General features: G+C 44.4%; 15 protein-coding genes (1 of these 15 only partly in view). 6 read left to right on the top strand and 9 right to left on the bottom strand.

Going from position 1 to position 21,188, the window contains the following annotated elements; translation table 11 throughout:
- Positions 1-177 precede the first annotated feature (177 nt).
- Positions 178-2,334: a SpoIIE family protein phosphatase gene (locus LEP1GSC194_RS07300; RefSeq protein WP_081605050.1), complete on the top strand. Its 2,157-nt coding sequence runs from the start codon at positions 178-180 to the stop codon at positions 2,332-2,334.
- Between the two features lie 29 nt (positions 2,335-2,363).
- On the opposite strand, the gene LEP1GSC194_RS07295 is transcribed toward LEP1GSC194_RS07300, so the two are convergent.
- Positions 2,364-3,545 carry an amidohydrolase gene (locus tag LEP1GSC194_RS07295; protein WP_036041686.1) on the bottom strand — a complete coding sequence of 394 codons (1,182 nt, stop codon included), beginning with the start codon at positions 3,543-3,545 and terminating at the stop codon, positions 2,364-2,366.
- Between the two features lie 129 nt (positions 3,546-3,674).
- The gene (locus LEP1GSC194_RS07290; RefSeq protein WP_020772961.1) at positions 3,675-5,249 is read right to left on the bottom strand and encodes an FAD-dependent thymidylate synthase; all 1,575 of its coding nucleotides are present in this window, start codon (positions 5,247-5,249) and stop codon (positions 3,675-3,677) included.
- A gap of 981 nt (positions 5,250-6,230) precedes the next feature.
- Here LEP1GSC194_RS07290 and LEP1GSC194_RS07285 point away from each other — a divergent pair.
- Positions 6,231-6,509, top strand: coding sequence for a hypothetical protein (locus LEP1GSC194_RS07285; RefSeq protein WP_017807862.1), 279 nt, complete (start codon positions 6,231-6,233; stop codon positions 6,507-6,509).
- A 53-nt stretch (positions 6,510-6,562) separates the two neighbouring features.
- Entirely contained in the window at positions 6,563-8,491 is a 1,929-nt protein-coding gene (locus LEP1GSC194_RS07280; protein ID WP_020772976.1) for an Lnb N-terminal periplasmic domain-containing protein, read from the top strand.
- A gap of 105 nt (positions 8,492-8,596) precedes the next feature.
- Here the strand turns inward: LEP1GSC194_RS07280 and LEP1GSC194_RS07275 are convergent, their stop codons facing one another.
- The 3 genes from LEP1GSC194_RS07275 to LEP1GSC194_RS07265 all read right to left on the bottom strand — a co-directional run bounded on the left by LEP1GSC194_RS07275 (position 8,597) and on the right by LEP1GSC194_RS07265 (position 14,258).
- On the bottom strand, positions 8,597-11,905 hold the full coding sequence (locus LEP1GSC194_RS07275) for an efflux RND transporter permease subunit (protein WP_036041683.1): 3,309 nt from the start codon (positions 11,903-11,905) through the stop codon (positions 8,597-8,599).
- A gap of 176 nt (positions 11,906-12,081) precedes the next feature.
- A complete protein-coding gene (locus LEP1GSC194_RS07270) occupies positions 12,082-13,551 on the bottom strand; it encodes an ArnT family glycosyltransferase (protein WP_020772957.1) in 1,470 nt (489 codons plus the stop codon).
- A complete protein-coding gene (locus tag LEP1GSC194_RS07265; protein WP_020773007.1) occupies positions 13,548-14,258 on the bottom strand; it encodes a glycosyltransferase family 2 protein in 711 nt (236 codons plus the stop codon). The genes LEP1GSC194_RS07270 and LEP1GSC194_RS07265 overlap by 4 nt, the downstream gene beginning before the upstream one ends.
- 314 nt (positions 14,259-14,572) lie before the next feature.
- Here LEP1GSC194_RS07265 and LEP1GSC194_RS07260 point away from each other — a divergent pair, with 314 nt between their 5' ends.
- From LEP1GSC194_RS07260 to arsS, 3 genes are all read left to right on the top strand, one after another.
- Complete coding sequence (locus LEP1GSC194_RS07260; RefSeq protein ID WP_020772959.1) at positions 14,573-15,058, top strand: DUF4395 domain-containing protein; 486 nt, start codon at positions 14,573-14,575, stop codon at positions 15,056-15,058.
- A gap of 310 nt (positions 15,059-15,368) precedes the next feature.
- A complete protein-coding gene (locus LEP1GSC194_RS07255; RefSeq protein WP_020772993.1) occupies positions 15,369-15,707 on the top strand; it encodes an arsenosugar biosynthesis-associated peroxidase-like protein in 339 nt (112 codons plus the stop codon).
- A gap of 23 nt (positions 15,708-15,730) precedes the next feature.
- Complete coding sequence (gene arsS, locus LEP1GSC194_RS07250) at positions 15,731-16,774, top strand: arsenosugar biosynthesis radical SAM (seleno)protein ArsS (RefSeq protein WP_036041681.1); 1,044 nt, start codon at positions 15,731-15,733, stop codon at positions 16,772-16,774.
- Here arsS and LEP1GSC194_RS07245 read toward each other — a convergent pair.
- From LEP1GSC194_RS07245 to LEP1GSC194_RS07230, 4 genes are all read right to left on the bottom strand, one after another.
- Complete coding sequence (locus LEP1GSC194_RS07245) at positions 16,723-17,808, bottom strand: DNA-methyltransferase (RefSeq protein ID WP_020772999.1); 1,086 nt, start codon at positions 17,806-17,808, stop codon at positions 16,723-16,725. The two genes, arsS and LEP1GSC194_RS07245, sit on opposite strands and share 52 nt — an antisense overlap.
- A 159-nt stretch (positions 17,809-17,967) precedes the next feature.
- Positions 17,968-20,193, bottom strand: a complete 2,226-nt coding sequence (locus LEP1GSC194_RS07240; protein WP_020772992.1) for a cation:proton antiporter — start codon at positions 20,191-20,193, stop codon at positions 17,968-17,970.
- A 93-nt stretch (positions 20,194-20,286) separates the two neighbouring features.
- A complete protein-coding gene (locus tag LEP1GSC194_RS07235) occupies positions 20,287-21,108 on the bottom strand; it encodes a penicillin-binding transpeptidase domain-containing protein (RefSeq protein ID WP_231384506.1) in 822 nt (273 codons plus the stop codon).
- Positions 21,109-21,145: 37 nt separating this feature from the next.
- Positions 21,146-21,188 carry the 3' portion of a hypothetical protein gene (locus LEP1GSC194_RS07230; RefSeq protein ID WP_036041679.1) on the bottom strand. The gene runs 470 nt beyond the window's last position, so the window shows 43 of its 513 coding nt (coding positions 471-513); its start codon lies beyond the right edge, outside the window; it ends in the stop codon at positions 21,146-21,148.

Raw genomic sequence — 21,188 nt, 5'->3', positions numbered from 1 at the left:
AAGAAACGAGAGTTTTATTGTTTCTTAGGGTCTGAGAAATTGTTTTTTTATTTCACATTATGGATCACAAAAAGGATCGGTTTTCCAAAAGACCGCAGATCTCGTTTTTGGGGATTTGAAAAAAATCTGAATCGGATTCCGAACGTTTTCGTTTCTCTTTCCGTCTTTGCTACAACAATGTTTCGTAATTTTTACAAATCGTTTTTTTGTAATGTCGCAAATCGGATTTCGATTTTTCCGGCGTTTCTGTTTTACTTTTTGATTTTGTCCGCTCTCTCCTCCGAATCGATCCAGAAAATTTCCTCGTTAGACGAAATCGTAAGTTTGGATTCCACCGAGGAACATAGCTGGGAAATCGCTCCGCAAAAAATCGATCCCGTTTCCTTTTCGGACGCTTATTTGAAAGGTCAAAAGAATTTGAATATTCCGTTCGAACCTTACAACGTTCCCGGAGTTTATAAACTTTCGGACGAGTCCGTTCAAACCGCAATTATCGTTAAAAAATTTATCGCGCCCGAGAACTGGAAAAGCGTGGGGCTTGCGGTTCGTTTGGGAACTTTGACGGATAAGGACAGGACTTATCTGAACGGAACTCTGATCGGCGAAACGGGCGATATGAATTCCACTCTGCCGCAGGCATATGATAAAATTCGAATTTATCCGATTCCGAACGGTCTGATCCGCAGAGGCGAGGCGAATATCCTCGTAATCGAGGTGAAAAAATACTTTCAAAAAGAGATCGGAATCGAACAGGACAAAACCGCGATCGGCGACTCCATCCTCATACAAAAGGAACTGCTGAGTACCGAGTATATTAAGATTTTATTATTGATGATTTATACGACGGTGGGAGCGTATTTTCTACTTCTTTATTTGCGCCGTCGAACGGACCGCGAAAATTTATACTACGGCGTTTTTACGATTTTACTCGTCGTGTATCAGTTTTTAAGAAACCAGGTCAAATACGAGCTCGGAATCGAGTTCATCTACATGAAAAAATTGGAATATATCATTCTTGCAGTTCTGGTTCCGATTTTCGCAAATTTTATCCGTATCTATTTCAAATATCCGAGAAAACCCGTTCTGAACGTTTTGGACGGTTTATACGTCTGTTTTACGCTTTTTTATATCGTTTCAAACGAAGTAACGTATTATAATTTTATAAATAAGAATCTGGTTCAATACGGTTGGATTCCCTATCTCGGGATCGTGTTGGATTATTTGATCCGTCGTGTGATCGCAAAGGATAGGGACGCTCTTTTGATCCTAATCGGGGTTTTGATCACCGTATCGGCTGCGCTTTTGGACACTCTCGGCGCGAGAAACGTGATCGTTTTTCCGAGAATCGTGGGTTATTCGTTTCTCTTTTTTGTTTTGAGCATCGCGACGATTCTTGCCAATAAGTTCGTTCGATTGAACGAGGAGGTGGAGGAACTCAACGAAGATCTGGAAAAAAAAGTCGAACAGAGAACCGAGGAATTAAAACTTTCTTTGGAACAGGTCAATCGATTGAAAATTCAACAGGACGCGGATTACTTTTTAACTTCACTTTTGATCAATCCTCTTTCCTCGAATAAAAATACGAGCGATGTGATCAAAACCGAATTTTATACGAAACAAAAAAAGTCCTTCGAGTTTAAGAACAAAACATACGAAATCGGAGGAGATATTCTGATTTCGGGTAACGTGGAACTTTTCGAAAAAAAATACGTCGTTTTTGTGAACGGGGACGCCATGGGAAAATCGATCCAGGGCGCGGGCGGCGCGCTTGTGTTGGGGACCGTGTTCAATACGATTCTTACCCGATCCGCAATCCCATCCCAACAAAATAAACGGCCCGAAAGGTGGTTGGAAGAGGCATTTTTAGAACTTCAGAAAATTTTCGAATCCTTCGACGGTTCCATGTATATCTCCATCGTTTTGGGTTTGGTGGAGGAGTCCACCGGACTTCTCTATTATATCAACGCCGAACATCCTTGGACGGTTCTGTATCGAGACGGGGTCGCTTCCTATATCGAGGATGAATTGACTCTCAGAAAGATCGGGATTCCGGAAAACGAAGAACATCTGGTTATCAAAAATTTTCAGATGTTTCCGGGAGACACGATCGTGATCGGTTCGGACGGAAGGGATGACCTTTTGATCGGAAACGAAGAGAATCGAATCATCAACGAGGATCAGAATCAATTCTTAAAAAGAGTGGAGGAGGGATGCGCGGATCTTCGGGAAGTATATGATCGAATTCTAAAGTTCGGAGCGCTCCTGGACGATTTTTCGCTTTTAAAAATCACGTATCATCCCAAGAGGAGCGAAACGGATATACGTTATTTATGACTTTCGTCATCCGTGGTAGAAACGAAATATCAGTTTTCTTGCAAATAGATCCGGATTGATTCCTTGAGCACGCAAAGGCCGATCGAAAGAGAATCCTCGTCTATATCGAATTTGGAACTGTGATGCGGATGAACGAATCCTTTTTCTTCGTTCATAGAACCCACAAAAAAATAACAACCGGGAACCTTCATGAGAAACGCTGAGAAATCCTCTCCGCCCATGGACTTTGTGTTTTCTTCCGTAACGCTGCCCGGACCGAGAATGTTAAGCGAAGCCTTACGCACGATGTTTGCCATAAAGGGATCGTTGATCGTGGGTTGATTGGTTCTTTCGTAACCGATGGAAACTTTCGCTCCGAAGGCGGAAGCGATTCCGTTTACGACCCTTTCCAGTTTTCCGGGAACTTCTTCGAACATCTTTTTGGAATAGGTTCTTACCGTTCCTTTTAGCTCCGCAGTTTCTGGAATCACGTTAAACGCGTTTCCCGAGTGAAAACTTCCCACGGTTACGACACAGGAATCAAGCGGGTCCGTATTTCTGGAAACGACGGTTTGTAACGCGTTTACGATCTGCGCTCCCACAACGATCGGGTCGACGGTATGTTGAGGCATGGCTCCGTGACCGCTGATTCCGGTGATCGAAATCGTAAATTCGTCGACGGCGGCCATCATAGGTCCGTCCACAACTCCGATTTTTCCCACAGGAATATGATTCCAAACGTGAAGCGCGAGTGCCGCATCTACATTATACTTTTCTAATATACCTTCTTCGATCATTTTGTCCGCGCCCTGACCGCCTTCCTCCGCGGGTTGAAACACGAGCAAAACCTTTCCCTTGGGGAGAATGGATCTGATGTCCTCTTTGATTTCGGTCGCGAGCCCCATGAGAATGGAAGTATGAGCGTCGTGACCGCAAGCGTGCATAACGCCGTCGTGAACGGATTTGTATTCCTTATGGGATTCTTCGAAGATGGGGAGGGCGTCCATGTCGGCGCGAACGAGAAGCGTTTTTCCGGGTTTACCGGAATCGATCAAGGACACAACCCCGGTTTTTGCGATTTTTTCCTGAAAGACGAGACCTAAGGATTTTAAGTGATCGATCACGAAGTCCGCCGTCCGATTTTCCTCGTACTTAAGTTCTGGATGTTTGTGGATTTGTCTTCTGTAACGGACGAGCTCGTCGGTTCTGTTTGGGTTCACTGTGAGTTTCATACTTCTTGGACCATTCTAACCCTTCCACCGTTTTGGGAAAGAATTTTAGATTTCGCTTAAAAACTCTTAAGGCCGAAAAAAAATAAATTCATTTCGATAAAAACGAAGGTCGGTCTTACGATGAGAATTTTAAATCACTCTCGAATAATCCGAAAGTTCCCGTTTCCAGACCTGCGTTCCGCAGTAATGATCTCCTTCCGGACAGTAGGGTTTGACTTCTCCTTGAAGACGGATCCAACAAGGCGCCTTGATCCACTTTGCAATCTGCGGATGAACCTTCATCACGTCCGTGAGTTCCTCCACGGAGGCTTGGAAGATTTCTTCCTGAGCGTTGTAGCAGGTTCTGGATCTCCATTTGTGATGAAGGTTGAGAAGATCCCCGCTTTCGTAAAAACGAATCGGAAAACTGTTCGGTAAAAGATAGGTTCCGTGTTCCGGAGAACCTCCGGCTTCCAAGAATCGATTTAATTTTTCGAAAATCTGTTTGTGAGTCGCGTCGTATTTTTCCTTGAGTTCCGGATACTTTTGGACCACGAGAGGAGTAATGTAATCGGGAACACCCGCATACTGGGACATGAGAACCGGCCTTCCGCCCGGAACCATCCTATGTCTTTGGTCCTGACTGTCCGCTGTGTGAGAAATTCTTTTTTGGAAAGAATACTGAACATTAAAAAGAGCTCTCGTGATCGGGCTCATGGAACTTTCGTTCAGAGTGGAGGTAAGATGTCCGTTTTTTGCGGGATTCAAAACCAGATCGATCGCGTCCTGATCGTTTAGAAAAGATTTAGGAATTCCTAATATGGAGCGGACGGACTGCGCCAAAATCTCGGGACCGTTGGAGGAATGAGAAACGAGTTTGGAATATCTTCCTCCCAGTTCGTGATCGAATTCCTTTACGAAGTTCGCCGAGACTTCCGGATGAAATTCCCGTTTGCCGGAACCGAATACGGAATCGAAGTAACGATACTCGGTCGTTTCTTCGAGAGGAATCGGATCGTCCATCTCGCCCGCATACAAAGGATCGATCGTTCGAACTTGGTCGACCATTTCCGTGACCACGGCTCTTTGTTCTTCCGGAACGTCGTAGGAATTCATCATCCTGAAGTAACGATGTAGGGTGAGCCCGTTGATGGAATGATAGAGATACGTATAGGTTCCAAGCGGTAGCAGATAACGCGCCACTTCCAGACATTTTTTTTTGATCGGAATCTGCCATTTGTCCGGATAATTGGCGCGAGCCTTATAGATCCGAAAGTATTCTTCCTGAATGAAAGGATGTAAAATTTCCGTATAGGAAAAATAAGCCCGACTCGCAAAGTCCACTGCGTCCAGATAGAGTTCTAGAAGTTTTCCGTTTAACTCGGGTGGAACGTAGTAGTTCTCCTTTTTGACTTCCACATATCTTTGAGAAACTTGTTCCGAGTTATAAAAAGGATGAGAATGTAAGAATGACCACACGAATTGTCGGGAGACCTTGTCGAGCGTGAAGATAAACTGGGGATGTTGACGAGTGGTAAGATGCCCCGCTTTTTTTGTGGACTTCGCGACTCGATCCCGTATCTCGATCGATTTTTCCGACGCGGTCATGTCGGAAGGGAGAAGGATTCCTTTGGACGAATAACAGGTTCTTGCCGTGGCAATGGATAGGTTGAACGGATCCTTGCTGTGATCCAGAAGGGAAACGATTGGTTTTTGGGCTGACATGAAAGTCTCCGAGCGGGGCAGACTATGTCCCCTGTTTCACTATCCTGAGAGGGGAAATTCAACCGAAAACTCTTTTTTGGAGGATCGTCTTGTTGTAGTTCCCACCTACTAGGGGTCAGTGAATAGGAATCAGGGAGAGGTGCGCCAAGAGAAGGCGGGGGAAGAGTCCCCCTGAGCGGAGCCAAGGTCTCCGCTCACCCCCTCGCCGGGCTATTCTTTCGTGTTCTAAGCCCGGAGCCCTGAATTGCGCCCCATAGGAAGCAATTCAGCCAACGAGCAGCAGAGCGTCGCGAGTGGCTCACGACGTAGTAGTGAAATTAATTGCGACCTATCGAACGACCCGTAGGGAGTGAGATTGAGTTAAACCTCGAACGACCCGTAGGGAGTGAGATTGAGTTAAACCTCGAACGACCCGTGGAAACTCAGGTGAATGCCTTCCTATGGGGCGGCATTCAGGGAGTGAGATTGAGTTCAGAGAGCGTTTCAGCGCAACGAGTAGCGGAGCATTATCGAACGACCCGTGGAAACTCAATATAGAAATTTTGTCCGAACGTTCGATCCTTTTTTAAGGAAAATAATGAAATTTGCATATTAGAGTTGTTGAAAAATGAAATTCCCCATCTGTTTTTGTTACATTGAAATGGACGATTAAAGTAGTTTTATAAAACTCTACTATGGAATTTTTCAATAACTCAATTATAGAATGATTGAAAAGAACTTTTTGTGCCTATCCAAATATCGAAACGAAAATTTTTATAGGTTTCCACTATCGAAGAATGATACGATACATTTCATTCGCTAAACTTTGAAACGCCTCTTACTGATCTCTATAAAATTGAGTACCGTTAATTTTTATCGTAAAACACTGTTTCAACGCAAAATATTGGGCACCTTATTATAAAGGGATAAGTAGTATAAAATTTTATGATTGCTAAGGCTCTGTAGAAAAGGATCTTATCTAAAATCAAGGAGAATCTCTCAATGAAAAAAATTCTATTTTTAACCTTCGTTGTTGGTTTAATTGCCAATTGCTACAGTATCGACAAAACCAAAGTCGGCGGCAAAGACGTGATTACGGCAACTCAGATAAACCCGGTAATTTTTACCGCTTGGGGAGCGCCTGTAACGGCTTGTTTGAACGATTTGAACAAAGAGGGTGCAACTCAGGTTGTTGACGCTAGAGGAGCTGCGACCGGCGGTATGTTTTCCACTTCAAGAATTTCCGGAACTGAAGCTTGTCAGGCAACTGGCGTTAAATAGTTTTTTTAGCCGCTCGTTCTTCGGGCGGCTGATTCCCTCCTTTAAAGGCATCCTTGGTCAGATCGTTTTCTCGCATTTTAATCGTTTATCTATTCACTATTCCTCTTTTTTCAGAAAACCAAACTCCGAGGGAACTTTTTATAGAGGATAAAATCGAAAGTATTCAAAAGGAAGGGATTCATAAAGAAAGAAGCTGGTTAACCTTATTACACTATGAGAAAATCTCTGAAAACAAATATCGAAGTTATGCAGACAGCGATTCCTTTTTTTTCTCTCCGTCCGGTAAAACGAATCCGTCTTTGGAATTGGAAACGAGCCTTAGGGTTCTCTCTAAAGATGAAGCTTTAACCGATCTATCAGTGGAATGTTTATTTCCGGCTCGTTTTCATTGGATACGGGAACGATTTTCCATAGATCCAAATTTATTTCCAATACCCTCTTGCCCTAAATTCGAAGAGTTCCATAATCAGATGAAAGCACATTCGCTTTCCGTCGTTTTTGCCGCCTTTCATCCGGAACACCCGGCTTCCTTATTCGGACATACTATGCTAAAGTTTAATTCCAGCACCAAGGAAGCGGAGGAATTGGAAGATGTAGTTGTCACTTACGCGGCGATAATTCCGAGAATTGTAGATCCTTTTTCCTATGTTTTCAACGGTTTAAGCGGAAATTTTCCCGGATCTTTTGAGATTCAAAAATATAAATATAAGATATACGAATATAACGAATACGAAAATCGAAGTCTTTGGGAATATAAGTTGAATATCGATGAAAAAGGTATTGAAAGAATCATCCGTCATTTATGGGAAATGCAGAAAAATCATTTTGATTATTATTTTTTTGATGAAAATTGCTCTTTTAGAATTCTCACTCTGCTTGATGTAGGCAACCCGGAACTTCGATTATCCGATCGAAAAAATTTTTTAGTACAACCTGCCGATACGATCAAATTGATGGCGGCTCAAAAGAACTTATTATTGGAAGTAAAGTTCAGACCTTCCATTGTAGAGAGATATAGACAAAAATACGGCTTTCTTGATGAGTCGGAGAGGGAACTTTTAAGAAAAGTTATTAAAGACGATGCGGATGTGAGTCAGGAGTTATCCGAAAGCCGCAGAGCGATTCTTTATGATGCTGCCATTGATTATCTTCTGATTAGAAAATCTATGGAAAAAGGAACTCTCGACGAAAAGGATAAGGAAAGGTATTATAAATATAATTCACTGAGAGGGGATGCGGGAAATTTATTAAAACTGAATGATTATCATTTTCCCCCGACGGCATCGAATCCGCTTCTTGGACACGATCCCTCTCAAATCATGGTATCTGCGGGAAATTCTTCCAATGGTGCATTCGGAGAATTCACTTTTAGACCGGTTCTAAGAGACTTTACGGATTCATATCCCGGTTATTCTCCATACAATCAATTATTCTTTTTGAATACGAATATACGCGTTTATGAGAATATGAAATCGCCGAAACTTCAAGAGATACATTTTATTCAGATGACTTCTCTGAATCCGATCGGTCAATTTTTGAATAAGGCATCTTGGCGTTTCGATATAGGCGTTAAATCTCTTTTGACGGAAAAAATTTTTAAGGAAGATCCTGGTATTTTATTCGGTTTTTCCAGCTTTGGATTTGGAGTCGCTTCGGAACCGTTTTATTATTTCTCGCGTTATAGTCTGATTTTTTATGCATTTTTGGATTTGAGGGGAGACGTATCCGATTCTTTTCAGAGAGGGTATCGATTGGGATCGGTCGCAACCGCCGGAACGTTATGCAGGATTACCGAACGATTTTCGTTTCATTTGATAGGTGACTATCGTTCTTATTCATTCGGAGATAAGCAGTATTTTCCCGAGTTTTCCATACAAGGAAATTATTTGCTAACGGAACGTATCGCTTTAGAATTTCAATATAAAAAAAACTATTTTACTTCCTTGGAAGAAACCAAGTTCGGTGCCAAACTTTATTTCTAACTTCCTTCCTAATTCTCCGCGTTCGGGATAACTCATGAAAAGAATTCCGTAATTTACGAACAAAGAATTATATTTTTTGAATATAGCTTTTTGTTTCCCGTTCGTTTACTTCTTCTTTCCCTTCTTCGATTTCAAGGATTTTTTCTTAGGTTCTACGTTCTCTTTCGAAGTATCTTCTTCCGTGAACACTTCCCGGACTTCCGAATGAGAATGAGTTTGCAACCACTCACTGTTATCGTGAGCGAAACTATGACCCTGATTACCGAAGGTGCGTTTTTCCAGGAGTCTGCGTTTTGCGGACTTTCTCCTTTCCTGACTTTCGTACAGGTTCAAAAGATATTCCATCACGATCGGAAGAAGGACACGGGAGAAAACCGTGGCGACGATGACTCCGAAGATCACGACCGTCGCAAGAGGTCTTTGTACTTCCGCGCCCGCCATCGTGGAGATCGCCATCGGAATAAAACCGACTGCGGCTATGACTTCCGTGGTCATAACCGGACGAAGAGAATGAATTCCCGCGAGATAAACCGCATCCGCGATCGATGCTCCCTTTTCCAACTCTTCCCGAAGGGTGGAGGCGTAAACGACCCCGTTTAAAACGGCGATCCCACTTACGGCGATAAACCCGACTCCCGCAGGAATACTGAAAGGAAGACCTCGGATTACAAGACCGATGATTCCCCCCGAAACCGCGAGAGGAACCACGATAAAGACGCCTAACGCGTAGTAGATGCTCCCGAAGGCGGCGATGAGCATAAAAAATATGATCGCAAGAGCGATCGGAACGACCAAGGCCAGTCTTTCTTTCGCTCGGGTGAAGTTTTCGAACTGACCTCCCCAATCCGTTCTGTAACCGGGAGGAAGGTTTTTTTCTATCTCCTCCGTAACTTTTTGAGCCTCGTTGACAAAACCCACGAGGTCCCTTCCTCGAATGTTGGTTTCTACCATGATTCTTCTTTTGAGAGATTCTCTGTAAATCGCCGCCGGACCTTCCACGAGTTTGATCTCCGCAACCTGAGCGAGAGGAACCGTGGACCCGGAAGAAGTAAAGACGGGAATGTTTTCGACTTGTTCCAAATCGGTCGCGTCGATTTTCAAACGAACCACAAGATCGAATCTTTTAAAACCTTCGAATACTTTTCCGGTTTGCCTGCCCAATCGGAGCGCTTCCACGGTCGCAAGAATTTCTTCGGCTTGGACTCCGTAACGCGCCATGTTTTCCCGATCGACCTTGATCTCCACGATAGGAAGTCCCAAGACTCTTTGCACTCGTAGGTCCGCGACTCCCGGAACGTTTTTGAGTTTGTTTGCGAATTGACCTGCGATGTCCTTGAGTTTAACGAGATCGTCTCCGTAGATTTTGATCACCACGTCCGCCTTCGATCCGGAGAGAAGCGCGTTGACTCTGTTTTCGATCGGCTGAGACAAACTGATCGTACTGGAAGGAATGAACTTTAAGATCTCGTCCTTCATCTTACTCATCAGTTCTTCCCTGTCGTCCGCGCTCGTCCATTCTTTGTGGGGTTTGAGTTTTACCATGGCCTCGCCTTCGTCGGTGCCGATCGGCTCCGCTGCGGATTCTCCTCTACCCATTTTGGAAACCACGCTGATTACTTCCGGAAATTTTTTTAAGACGGCTTCCATATCGGAGTTCGTGTCCCTGGAATAATTGAGAGAGGTGGAAGGAAGACGTTTGATATCGATCGCGATTTCTCCCTCGTCGATTCGAGGTAAAAATTCGGAACCCAACGTAGAAGCCAAGAGCAACGCAAATACAACGACGCCGATCCCCGCGTAACAAAATTCTTTTTTGCGGGACATTCCAAAATCGAGGAGAAGTTTGTATTTTTCCGTGATGACGTCCCAATACTTACTGTGAAAAAAAACCGGATTCTTAAAGATGATACTCGCCGCCGCGGGAAAGGTCGTCAGAGAAAAAAGAAGAGATGCGCCGAGGGCAAGCGCGACGGTGATCGCCATCGGTTTGAACATTCTTCCTTCCACACCTTCCAAACTCATCAGGGGAAGATAAACGAGCAGAATGATCGCGACCGAGAACGTGGCCGCACGACCCACGCGCACGCAGGCGTCCGTGATGATTTCCTCCGCGGCAAGTTCCCTATCTCCCAGTTTTGTCTGCATCTCGTAAAAGGAACGTTTTAAGATAAAACCGTGTAGGATCGATTCGAGCATCACGATCGTTCCATCCACAAGAAGACCGAAGTCGAGAGCTCCGAGGGACATCAGGTTTCCCACGATTCCGAACGCGTTCATAAAAATCGTGGCTACGAGCATCGGAATCGGAATCGCCAAAGAGACGAGTAACGCGCCTTTCACGGTTCCTAGGGCGAGGATCAAAACGATTACGACGAGCGCTGCGGCTTCGGCGAGATTCGTAAAGATGGTGCCTAACGTTCTTCCGATAAACTCGGAACGGTCGTAAAAGGTTTCGATTCTCATACCGGGGGGAAGTTTTTCCCTGATTTCTTCGATTCTTACTTTGACCTTCTTTACGACTTGAAGAGAGTTCTGACCCATGAGCATCATGGTTGTGGCGCCGACCGCTTCTCCCTGGGCGTCTTTGGTCACGAGACCGAAACGAAGAGCCGGGCCGATTTCCACTTCCGCGATTTGACCCAGCAAAAGGGGAATTCCGTCCCCGGCGGTCGTAACCGCGGTGTTTTTTATATCTTCGATGGATTTGTACTGACTTTCGCCTCGGATCACGATTTGTTCCGAGTTCTTGGAGATATAACCGCCTCCCGTGTTTTGGTTTGCGGATTCGAGCTTATCGTAAATTTGCGAGAGAGTGAGGTTGTGAACCGCGAGTCTTCTCGGATCGATCTTCACTTGGTATTGACGGACCTGACCTCCGATGATGTTCACGTCGATGATTCCTTCCACGGACTTAACTTCGCGCGCGAGTTCCCAGTCCATATACGTTCTCAATTCTTCCGGAGAATGTCGATCCGATGTGAGAACGAATTCGTAAATATCACCGAGACCGGTCGCGATCGGAGAGAGTTCGGGTCTACCGTAACCCGGAGGAATGATGGCTTCCGCTTGTTTGATCCTTTCGTTGACGAGTTGTCTGGCGAAGTAGATGTCCGTGCCGTCTTTGAAGATCACCGTGACCGAACTCACACCGGTTCGGGAGATGGAACGGATTTCGGTTACGTTCGGAAGGCCGGTAAATTCCATCTCGATCGGATACGTAATGAACTGTTCCACTTCGAGGGGAGAAAGTCCGGGAGAAGACGTGACCGCCGAAACCTGAACGTTTGTCACGTCCGGGATCGCGTCGATGGAAAGGTAGAATGCGTTGTAAATTCCCACGAGTGTAATCATGAAGGTCAGCACCAAAACCAGGGCTCTGTTTTTAATCGAAGCTCGGATCAGTTTATCAATCATGATTGCGGCGGGTCTCTAAAAAAGACGATATGGACAAGAAAGCCGTTCGAGGTTGAAGTTGAAAGGTTTTTTTAAAGAAGAAACGAAGCGAAAGTTTTGTTTTTAAATAGAGTTGTTGAAAAATTAATTCTCCATTTGTTTCTGTTTCATTGAAATGGACGATTGAAGCAGTTTTGTTAATCTCGGCTATTGAATTTTTCAACGACTCTAATGTCAGCGGATGTCTCTTTTTGTTTTCGCAAAGAGCTAAGTTTAAAATCCATAATCAGAAAAAGGAATAAGGTTCCGTATTCGAAACACAACCATCCGAAAGAATCTTGATAAGGAAACGCGGAATACGCTGAGTAAGAGACAAGGATCGAAAAGGACCAGACGATCGGATAGAGGTTTCCCGAAAAAATCGAACAGACGATCAAAGGAAGGATATACCAAGGATGGACCGTTGTGGAAAAAACAAAAAAGATCAGATAGATCGTTTCTACGGTTGAAAAGATATTTTGGATAGTTTCCTCTTTTCGTTTCCAAAACGAGTAGGCGGAAATGGAGACTAACGCGATCGTCGCGCAGATCTTTCCCGCCGCGTAAAAGTTCTCTCCGATGGCCCGAAGAAACTCGCGTAAAACGTAATATACACTTCCGTTAAATTCAAAAAGTTGAAAGAACACTCCCAAACCGGACGCACTTTGTTTTAAGATCAAATCCGGAAAAAGTAAAATTACGATTCCGCAAACGATCAAAACTCCGAAAACGGACGCGGATAAAATCAAAAACCGTTTTCTTTTCCAAAAGACGAACAGGAAAAACGGAACGAGAACGACCGGAGTGATTTTAGTCAGGATCCCCCCCAAGAAAAATAGCGCAAATCCGAGAAAGTCCTTGGACGTTTCCGACCTGAGCCAACGAAAGAAAAACCAAATCGTACCGACTAAAAAAAATACGAGGACGGATTCCGGATGTGCGTTACCCGCAATCTCTACGAAAACGAGAGGGTTCAACCAGTAGATCAGACTCGATTCCAAAGGAATTTTTTTTACCTTAAAAACGGAAACTAAAATTCCAAGAACGCCCAATTCGGAACAAAAAAGAAAACATTTCCAAACAAAAACGCCGGCGTTTACGCTCCCGAAAAAGAGCATACTTTTTGCGGAGAACCAAAACAAAATCTGCAGGATCGGAGGATACACGGAATAGAAACGGAGGGAGTTCATTTTGATCGATAATTCCGCATATAATCCCAACGTATCCGGAGCGGCATTCGAGAGGGAAAAATCTTTCGGTAAAAAGGAAAACGGAGATTTGCCTTCGGTCAAAAGAAGCCCGTCCCATAAAAAACGATATACGTCTTCGGAAAGGATCGGTTCCGCAAACAAGAGGAAAATTCTGAAGGTAATGCCTACCGCAACCCAAAATCGAAACGGAATATTCAAAAATAGGAATGTATTTTTATTTCGCAAAAAACGAAATCTCGCGGGAAACGAGCCGGTTCCGATTAAAATCAAACCGTAAGATAGGAAAGCGGGAACGATCGAGAGGAAAAGAAGGGCCGAGTTTTTTCTTTCTCCGAAGTGTTGAAACAAAAGAACCGGGACAAAAAACAAAATAAGAAAAAAACGAATGAGTAAATTACGCGTAAGATTTGCGTTCATTTAGAGAGGGAAAGTTTTCCGATCGTATAAAGAATTTTCCAACCCGCCAGGATGGAACCGCGGACGGTTCCGCTGATTTTGGAAACGCCGATTCTTTTTTTATAACTCACCGGAACTTCGATACAACGTAAACCTTGTCGGGCGGCCTTGATCTGCATTTCCGCGGTCCAACCGAAATTACGATCCTGCATATTCAATTTTTTTAAAGAAGCCGAACGAATCACGCGGAAAGGGCCGAGATCGGTGAAGGAAACGCCGTATAAAATGCGAATGAGAGTCGTGGAAAGCCGATTGCCGAACCTTTGGACGGGAGTTAGAGATCCCATTTCCGCATTGCCGAGGGTTCTGGAGCCGATCACCAAATCTACATTCCGTTTATTGAATGTTTCGACCAACAAAGGCAGTTCGGAAGGGGAATCGGAATAGTCCGCGTCCATAAATGCGACCAAATCCGGAGGATTAGAAGAATTGAAAATTCTTTCCAATCCTTTGAGGCAAGCGGCTCCGTATCCTCTTTTGGTTTCGGATAAAACGATCGCCCCGAAATCCTCGGCGATTCGGGCCGTTTCGTCCGTGCTCCCGTTGTCAACTACGATGACTTCCGGAATATTCAAACCCGCGATCGAATATAATTCCTTCAAAACGAAAGGAATCGATTGTTCCTCGTTGAGGGCGGGGATGATTACGCTGACGGAAGGAGAATTCATGAAAGTTTCAAAAAATATTTTTCGTTCTTCATTGGAGATTAACTTTTATATATCCTTCTTGATTCGCCATTTCATTTTTTATGAAAGGAAATCGGCTTATTGAACTTCTTGATTTGCCCCCCGATTCCTACATTTTGAACCAAACAAAAAGAACAAAAGCGTTTGTGAAAATCGAAACCCAGACAAATATAGCAGAAATTTTAACGTTATAATAGAATATTTAAGTTATTGCAGAAATATCAGACAGTTTTTTGGTTGAAATTAGGTCTAAGAATTGGATTCGTCGTTATCCAAGAGGATGGAGAGTTTAGGTTATGATTCAAATCGGCAAATTTCCGGATACGGTCAATGAATATGCAGCAAGATCGGTGGCCGGGCTCGTTTTTATTCTCGCGATTGTAACTCTTTTGACCCAGTCGATTTGGCTGAATTTCGCCCTGTTCTACGGATTTACGGCTCGCGTATTATACGGCCCTAAGTTTTCACCTTTTGCCAGACTCGCGATTTACGGAATCGTTCCTTTGTTCAAGCTGGGAAATAAAACCGTGGCCGGACCGCCGAAACGATTCGCACAAACGATCGGTTTTTTGTTTAGTCTCGTTTCTTTGATCCTTCTTACACAAGGAAAGATTTTGGCGTTTCAGATAACGCTCGGAATACTCGTATTTTTTGCGGCCTTGGAATCCTTCGTAGGATTTTGCGCGGGTTGTTTCGTATTCGGTTACTTGATGCAATGGGGAATCGTTCCGCAGGAAGTTTGCGATCGATGCAACAATCTCACGTTTACTTCAAAAAAGTAGAATATTCGTTGACTGTAAATTAAATAATTCTAAAATTAACGGTTAAATTAATGTGAATTCGGCGGTTGAAAGTTTGGGCGAATCCCTCGCCTTTTCGTAAAAAAGGCGAGGGCGCGCGCTTTCAGCTATAGTCAATAAATTGCATGAAAGAAACATTATACAATATATCGTCTTTAGTTTCAATTTATTATAGAACGCGATTCATAAAGAGCGTTCTGCTGAGTTTCCCTCCGCATCAATCGCTTTCGCATTTGTTATACGGAACTCACATTCAATTATAAATTTTTTAAATTCAAAAAAAGGAATATTTATGTCTAAAGAGTCGTATTATACGCCCGAGGATCTCAAAAAGTTCGGAAGTATCGGAGAGTTTCAGCCGAATCTCGCTAGAAAGTTTTTCGAATATTACGGAGACGTATTTGCGGACGGGGCGCTGACGGCCCGCGAAAAATCCCTGATCGCATTAGCGGTTTCTCATGCGATTCAATGTCCCTATTGTATCGACGCGTATACGACCGACACTCTGGAAAAGGGAGTGAGCGAAGCGGGGCTTATGGAAGCCGTTCACGTAGCCGCCGCGATCCGAGGCGGAGCGTCTCTCGTTCATTCCGTTCAGATGATGAATCGGGTTAAAAAATTAGGAATGTAATTGGAAGCCCCGGAAGAACATCCGTGAAGTCCTTACTTTATAGAGGAAGCGAACTCGTTTCTCCCGAGAGACAGTTTCACATTTTAAGGGAAGTTCTCATTTCTAAGAATCTTCCTTCCTTTGCCGAAAAACTTCAAAGTTCCGGAGTGGGGATATTAAAACCGGTTTCGACCGAAATTTTTCAGATCAACCTCGGGAAGCTTTGTAACCAAACCTGTAAACACTGTCACGTGGACGCGGGTCCCGATCGAACGGAAATCATGAGCCGGGAGACGATGTTTCATTGTTTGAAAATCCTTGCGGAGAGCCCGATTTCGACCGTGGATCTGACCGGGGGCGCGCCGGAAATGAATCCAGAGTTTCGATGGTTTGTCGGGGAACTTAGGAAACTGAACAAGAAAGTGACGGTTCGCTGCAATCTTACCATTTTACTCGCGGGAGAAAAATACGCGGACCTCGCTGAGTTTTTCGCGGAACAAAAGGTGGAAATCGTCGCCAGCCTTCCGTATTTCGAAAAAAGAAGGACGGACGCTCAGAGGGGAAACGGCGTTTTTGATCGTTCCATAAAAGCATTAAAAAAATTGAATTCTGTTGGTTACGGAATTCCGGATTCCGGTCTGGTTTTAAATCTCGTATACAATCCGGCCGGAGCTTTTTTGCCCGGCGCTCAGACATCTTTGGAATCGGAATTTAAGAAATCATTGTATGATAGTTTTGGAATACGCTTCAATTCATTATTCACGATTACGAATATGCCGATTTCTAGATATTTGGAATATCTGCAAGAGAGCGGAAATTTGGAAGATTACGCGGAAAAACTCGCGACTTCCTACAATCCCGCCGCGACGCGGGGACTGATGTGTAAAAATACCCTGAGTGTGGGATACGAGGGTTCTTTATACGATTGCGACTTCAATCAGATGTTGGAAATGAAGGTGGAGGGAAAGGTCCAAAACGTTAGGGACTATAACTCGGCCCTTTTAATACAAAGAAGCATTCGAGTGGACGAACACTGTTACGGTTGTACCGCGGGATCGGGCTCGAGTTGCGGAGGAAGCACCGTTTGAAGTAGGGGAGAATATTCGGCTTCGATTTCGTCCTCCGAGTTGCGAAAAATTCGGACGATTTTTTCCAAGTTTAAAAATTTCTCTTGTTTGGTAACGACAGGAGTTTGCAGATTTTGATTGAAATGAAGAATCGGTTTTCCGTCGTTGAGTCTTGTTTGTACGAAAAGATCATGGTCGTTTTTCCGCTTTTCCACGATTCCATTGAACATTTCCCCTAAGGAAGAAAGATTTTCGAATTGAGGCAGACTCGAGTCCAAATCGAAACCGATCGAATTTCTGGCGTTTCCGATCGCGGCCAAGGTCGTGGTTCCGGTTCCGAGGAACGGATCTAAAACGACGTCTCCTTTTAAGGAATACATCAATACGATTCTGTTTGCAAGTTCGAGCGGATACGCCGCGCTTCTTTCTCTTCCGGCGGAAGGGTTTAAACCCTGCTTTTTTCCCTTAAAGTCCCAGACGTCGGTAAACCAAAAATTGCGCTCCTCCCAAAAGAACGCGCTTTCGGCACGTGCGAGTTGTTCCTCTTTTGTCGCAAATTTTCTTTTATTATTTTTTCTGAATATTAAAATATGTTCATGTTCCAAGGTTACATACGCGCCGGCCGGGAGCGTTCCGGAACCCATGAATTTGTTGGGCGCGTTCGTTTGTTTTCTCCAGAGAATTCCGGGAAGACTTTGGAAACCGATCGAGTTGCAACCTTGCAAGATTCTCGCGTGATTGGTGTAGATCCGAAAACCGAAAGAAGTGTTTCTCGTCGCGTCTCCGATATTGATCACTAGAAAACCTCCGTCTTTCAGAACGCGGAAAGATTCTTTCCAAACCTTGTCGAGTTCGGCGTGCATTCGTTCGTAGGAAAGGTTCGGATCGGTCGGAAAACTTTCTCGAATTTCTTTTGAAAAACCGAAAAAGAGTTCATCCCACATTTCGATCATAGGATAGGGAGGGGAGGTGAGAACGAGATCCACGGATTCCGGTTCTAACGGAAACGTTTCTCTTGAATCTCGAAATAGAATCTTGTGAATCGTTCGTTTCATACTCTAAAAATAAAATTTCGCATTCGTTTTCTTTTGTCCATTCAAAACGATTTCTAAAATCGGAGCGCCGATACGAAGGCCGTTTTCCACGAGAACGTTATCCGAAATTCCTTCTCACCTTGCGGGCCTAAAGTTGCGCATAACGTTACGATTGTCGTGTCAGGATTCGATCAGAAAGCCGTCCACGGAACGGATCAAAAGAAGTCCGCCGCCTTGCGGAAGTTCGTTCACTCTGAATTCGGGATGATTTTCCCAGATGTCCAGGTCGCAAAGAATCAGATCGAACTGTTTCCAATCCGATGCGCCGCTTTCCTGAGTTAGGATTTTTACCTTTTCTTTTTTGAGATTCTGTTTGATCCGGGAAGAAATCCGATTTACGGAACCGTTCAAATCCACGATGGAAAGTTTGGAATTGTAGTTGCCCGCAAGTCTTTTTGCGATCTGAAGAAGTTCGAGATCCTTTTCCTTACCGAAGAGGATGTGGATGTTTTTCACGTCTTCCAATTGGGAAGAAAATAGAATTCCCGTATTACAGTCCGTTTCGTTCAGGATGGTCCGGATTTTTCCGCCCAAAATATCGTCCGAAAAAAAAGAACGGGCCGCACCGATCAAAAGAAGTTTATACTTTCCCTCGTCCACGATTCGAATGATGTCTTTTGTTATGTTCGTGGAGGTTTTGTAGATCGTCCGCAGACGCATGTTCAAATCCTTTGCAAGTTCTTTGAGAGGAGTGAAACTCGAAGACTCGTACTTTTCGGCGTGAAACTCGGAGATATTGGAATCCGGAGACAAATGAACCGCGGTGACTTCTCTCTCTTTTTTTTTCTCGGGAAAAAGTCCATAAGCGATCTTTAATAGTTCCAAACCTCTCGCATGTTGCGCGAAGGAAATGAGTATTCCGGTGTTTGTCGTAGGCTTTGCGGTAAAACCTTCCTTGGAAAAAAGGAGTTCCACGAGTTTAAGTCCGGGGCCGGTCATGATCGTGGTTGTAAGGGCCATAAGGACCATCATCGAAAAGATCTCTTCGGATAAAACTCCGAGGTCGTAACCGATGTTGAGAACGATCAACTCCATAAGACCGCGTGTGTTCATGAGGATTCCGATCGATAGGGAATCCTTCCAATTTTTACCGGACATACGGGAGGCGATCGCACTTCCGCCTAACTTCCCTAAGACGGCCACGAAAAGGATCAGGAAAAAAACCGGCCAAAGACCCGAACTCGACAAAAGACCGAACTTGGTCCGCAGCCCCGTAAACGCGAAAAAAAGAGGAAGTAAAACGGTAAGACTGAAGTCTTCTATCTTTTCCACCAGATTGTTTCTGAGTTCCTTTTTATTCGGCATCACCACTCCCGCGAGAAAGGCGCCGAAAAGCGCGTGGATTCCGATCGCTTCCGTGATCCAGGCCGAAAAGAAGATGAATAAAAAGAAAAACGCGGTGATCGTCTTCGTCATCGATTCTTTGGTGGTGTATAAATTTCCGGCTCTTCTCATCAAAGGAAGAATTCCCTTCCACATCACGAACATATACGTTAGGGACATGAAGATCATCAAAATCCCAGAAGAGAAAGAGCCCGCGTTTACGATCGTAACCACGATCGCGAGAACACACCAAGCGGTTACGTCGTCCGCGGCGGCGGCGGTGAGCGCAAGGCTGCCTAACGCGGTTTTCGTTAAACCCTTTTCCAGAATGATTCTCGCGAGGACCGGAAAGGCGGTGATGCTCATTCCGATTCCCATAAAAAGACAGAACGCAATAAAGTCCACTCCCGGCGGAGCCAACGGGACGTAGATGAAATACGCAAGGCCCGCTCCCAATAGAAACGGAAACATGATGCTCGAATGAGAGATGATTACGGCCGACTCGGCTTGGTTTTTTAGGATCTTAAGATCCAATTCCATTCCGATCACGAACATAAAAAGTAAAAGTCCGAGTTGACTTAAGATCTGAAGAGTGGAAAGGGATTCCTTGGGAAATAAAAGTTGAAATCCTTCGGGAAAGACAAGACCGAGCAAAGAGGGACCGAGAAGAATACCCGCAAGAATTTCTCCGATCACGGAAGGTTGCCCGAGAATCGTAGCGAGTTTTCCGAAAAATCGCGCGGAAAGCATGATTACGATCAATTGAAGAAGAAGTCTGGAAATCGGCTGTTTCAAATGGCCGGAGAAAATTTTTCCCACCGCTCCCATGTCCAGAAAATCAGGTCTGGAAGGAGCTATTTTCGCGGAAGAATCTTTTACCTTCTCATTTTTTTCCGGAGAAACTCGGGAAGAATGAAAATTATCCTTTTTCAACTCCAGACCTTGTCCGGTCCGAAGGATGAGTCCCAAGGTTAAGATGAATAAGAAAATTAGAAAAATATAAAATAGCGATATTTTTTTCATCAAACAAATCCTTTGTTTGAAGGCATTCTTCGGTTGAATTCCGGTTTCGTCATTCAGATTTTTAGGATCGTTTCGATCTTTCGGAGTTATAGATTAAGGAACGATGGATTCTTCCCGAAGAATTTTAGAAGCGAGTTCCGCGGCTTCCAAGGGACTCTTCGGTTGGTCTAACACTCTGACTCTTGTGAGAAGTAACCAGCGAACGTCCGCCTTTTGAAAGGAAACCCAAAACCAGGAATGGGTTTCGTCTTGAGTATAATAAAACGCAGAATCCGATTTATAATCTTCCGCTCCGTTCCAATCCCCCGTAAGGTCGTGGCTTCCGCTCGCGTTGGAAAGGGAACCCGGCGGTCTTTTGAGCAGATTCCAAACGGTCTGAATCGTCTTTTTACGAAAAGGCGGAGAAGATTCCTGAAGTCGGATTAAAAAATCCGCGAATTCAGAAGGTGAAATCGTATACGAACCGTCGGCCCAAAAAGAACTTCGAACGGACGGAACCGAAGAATGAAACGCGCCGATCCTATCCAAAAGCGGTTTTCCTTTTTCCGGTCCGATGTCGTTCCAGAGTTTTGTAAAATACCATTGGACGGAATATTCCAAGGCGGATTTGAGATTCTGATCTTTCTGCCAACGAATGTAGGGATATCTCGTCTTATCCCAGAAAAAAAGGGATTGATCCGCTTTTAAATAACCGCTTTCCACGGACGCAAGGGCCAAAACGGAATGAAACAGGGAAGAGGGAGGAGTTCTATAAGAACATTCATCTTTTTGAAAGTAGATTCTGTTGTTTGAAGTTTGATCGATCAGGATCGCGCAGAGAAATTTACCTTCCGCGTTTAAACTTCTTTCTGAAAAAGATTGGGAAGGAATCGAAGGTTCGCTCTTGCAGGAAAGAATCCAAAAAACGAGTAGGATGAATACGACGCTTTTTTTCACCGGAAGCCGAATCGAATCACGCCAAAAGCGAGATGCAGATCAATAGGAACGCGATCGGA

The organism is Leptospira alstonii serovar Sichuan str. 79601 (assembly GCF_000347175.1).
GTDB lineage: Bacteria > Spirochaetota > Leptospiria > Leptospirales > Leptospiraceae > Leptospira > Leptospira alstonii.
This window is presented reverse-complemented; position numbering and strand designations above follow the sequence as displayed.

Bases quoted from the DNA above. Each gene is read 5' to 3' on its own strand.
- LEP1GSC194_RS07260 (WP_020772959.1), top strand. From the start codon at position 14,573: ATGATTCAAATCGGCAAATTTCCGGATACGGTCAATGAATATGCAGCA.
- LEP1GSC194_RS07265 (WP_020773007.1), bottom strand. From the start codon at position 14,258: ATGAATTCTCCTTCCGTCAGCGTAATCATCCCCGCCCTCAACGAGGAA.
- LEP1GSC194_RS07295 (WP_036041686.1), bottom strand. From the start codon at position 3,545: ATGAAACTCACAGTGAACCCAAACAGAACCGACGAGCTCGTCCGTTAC.
- LEP1GSC194_RS07290 (WP_020772961.1), bottom strand. From the start codon at position 5,249: ATGTCAGCCCAAAAACCAATCGTTTCCCTTCTGGATCACAGCAAGGAT.
- LEP1GSC194_RS07285 (WP_017807862.1), top strand. From the start codon at position 6,231: ATGAAAAAAATTCTATTTTTAACCTTCGTTGTTGGTTTAATTGCCAAT.
- LEP1GSC194_RS07245 (WP_020772999.1), bottom strand. From the start codon at position 17,808: ATGAAACGAACGATTCACAAGATTCTATTTCGAGATTCAAGAGAAACG.
- LEP1GSC194_RS07270 (WP_020772957.1), bottom strand. From the start codon at position 13,551: ATGAACGCAAATCTTACGCGTAATTTACTCATTCGTTTTTTTCTTATT.
- LEP1GSC194_RS07240 (WP_020772992.1), bottom strand. From the start codon at position 20,193: ATGAAAAAAATATCGCTATTTTATATTTTTCTAATTTTCTTATTCATC.
- LEP1GSC194_RS07255 (WP_020772993.1), top strand. From the start codon at position 15,369: ATGTCTAAAGAGTCGTATTATACGCCCGAGGATCTCAAAAAGTTCGGA.
- LEP1GSC194_RS07275 (WP_036041683.1), bottom strand. From the start codon at position 11,905: ATGATTGATAAACTGATCCGAGCTTCGATTAAAAACAGAGCCCTGGTT.
- LEP1GSC194_RS07300 (WP_081605050.1), top strand. From the start codon at position 178: ATGTTTCGTAATTTTTACAAATCGTTTTTTTGTAATGTCGCAAATCGG.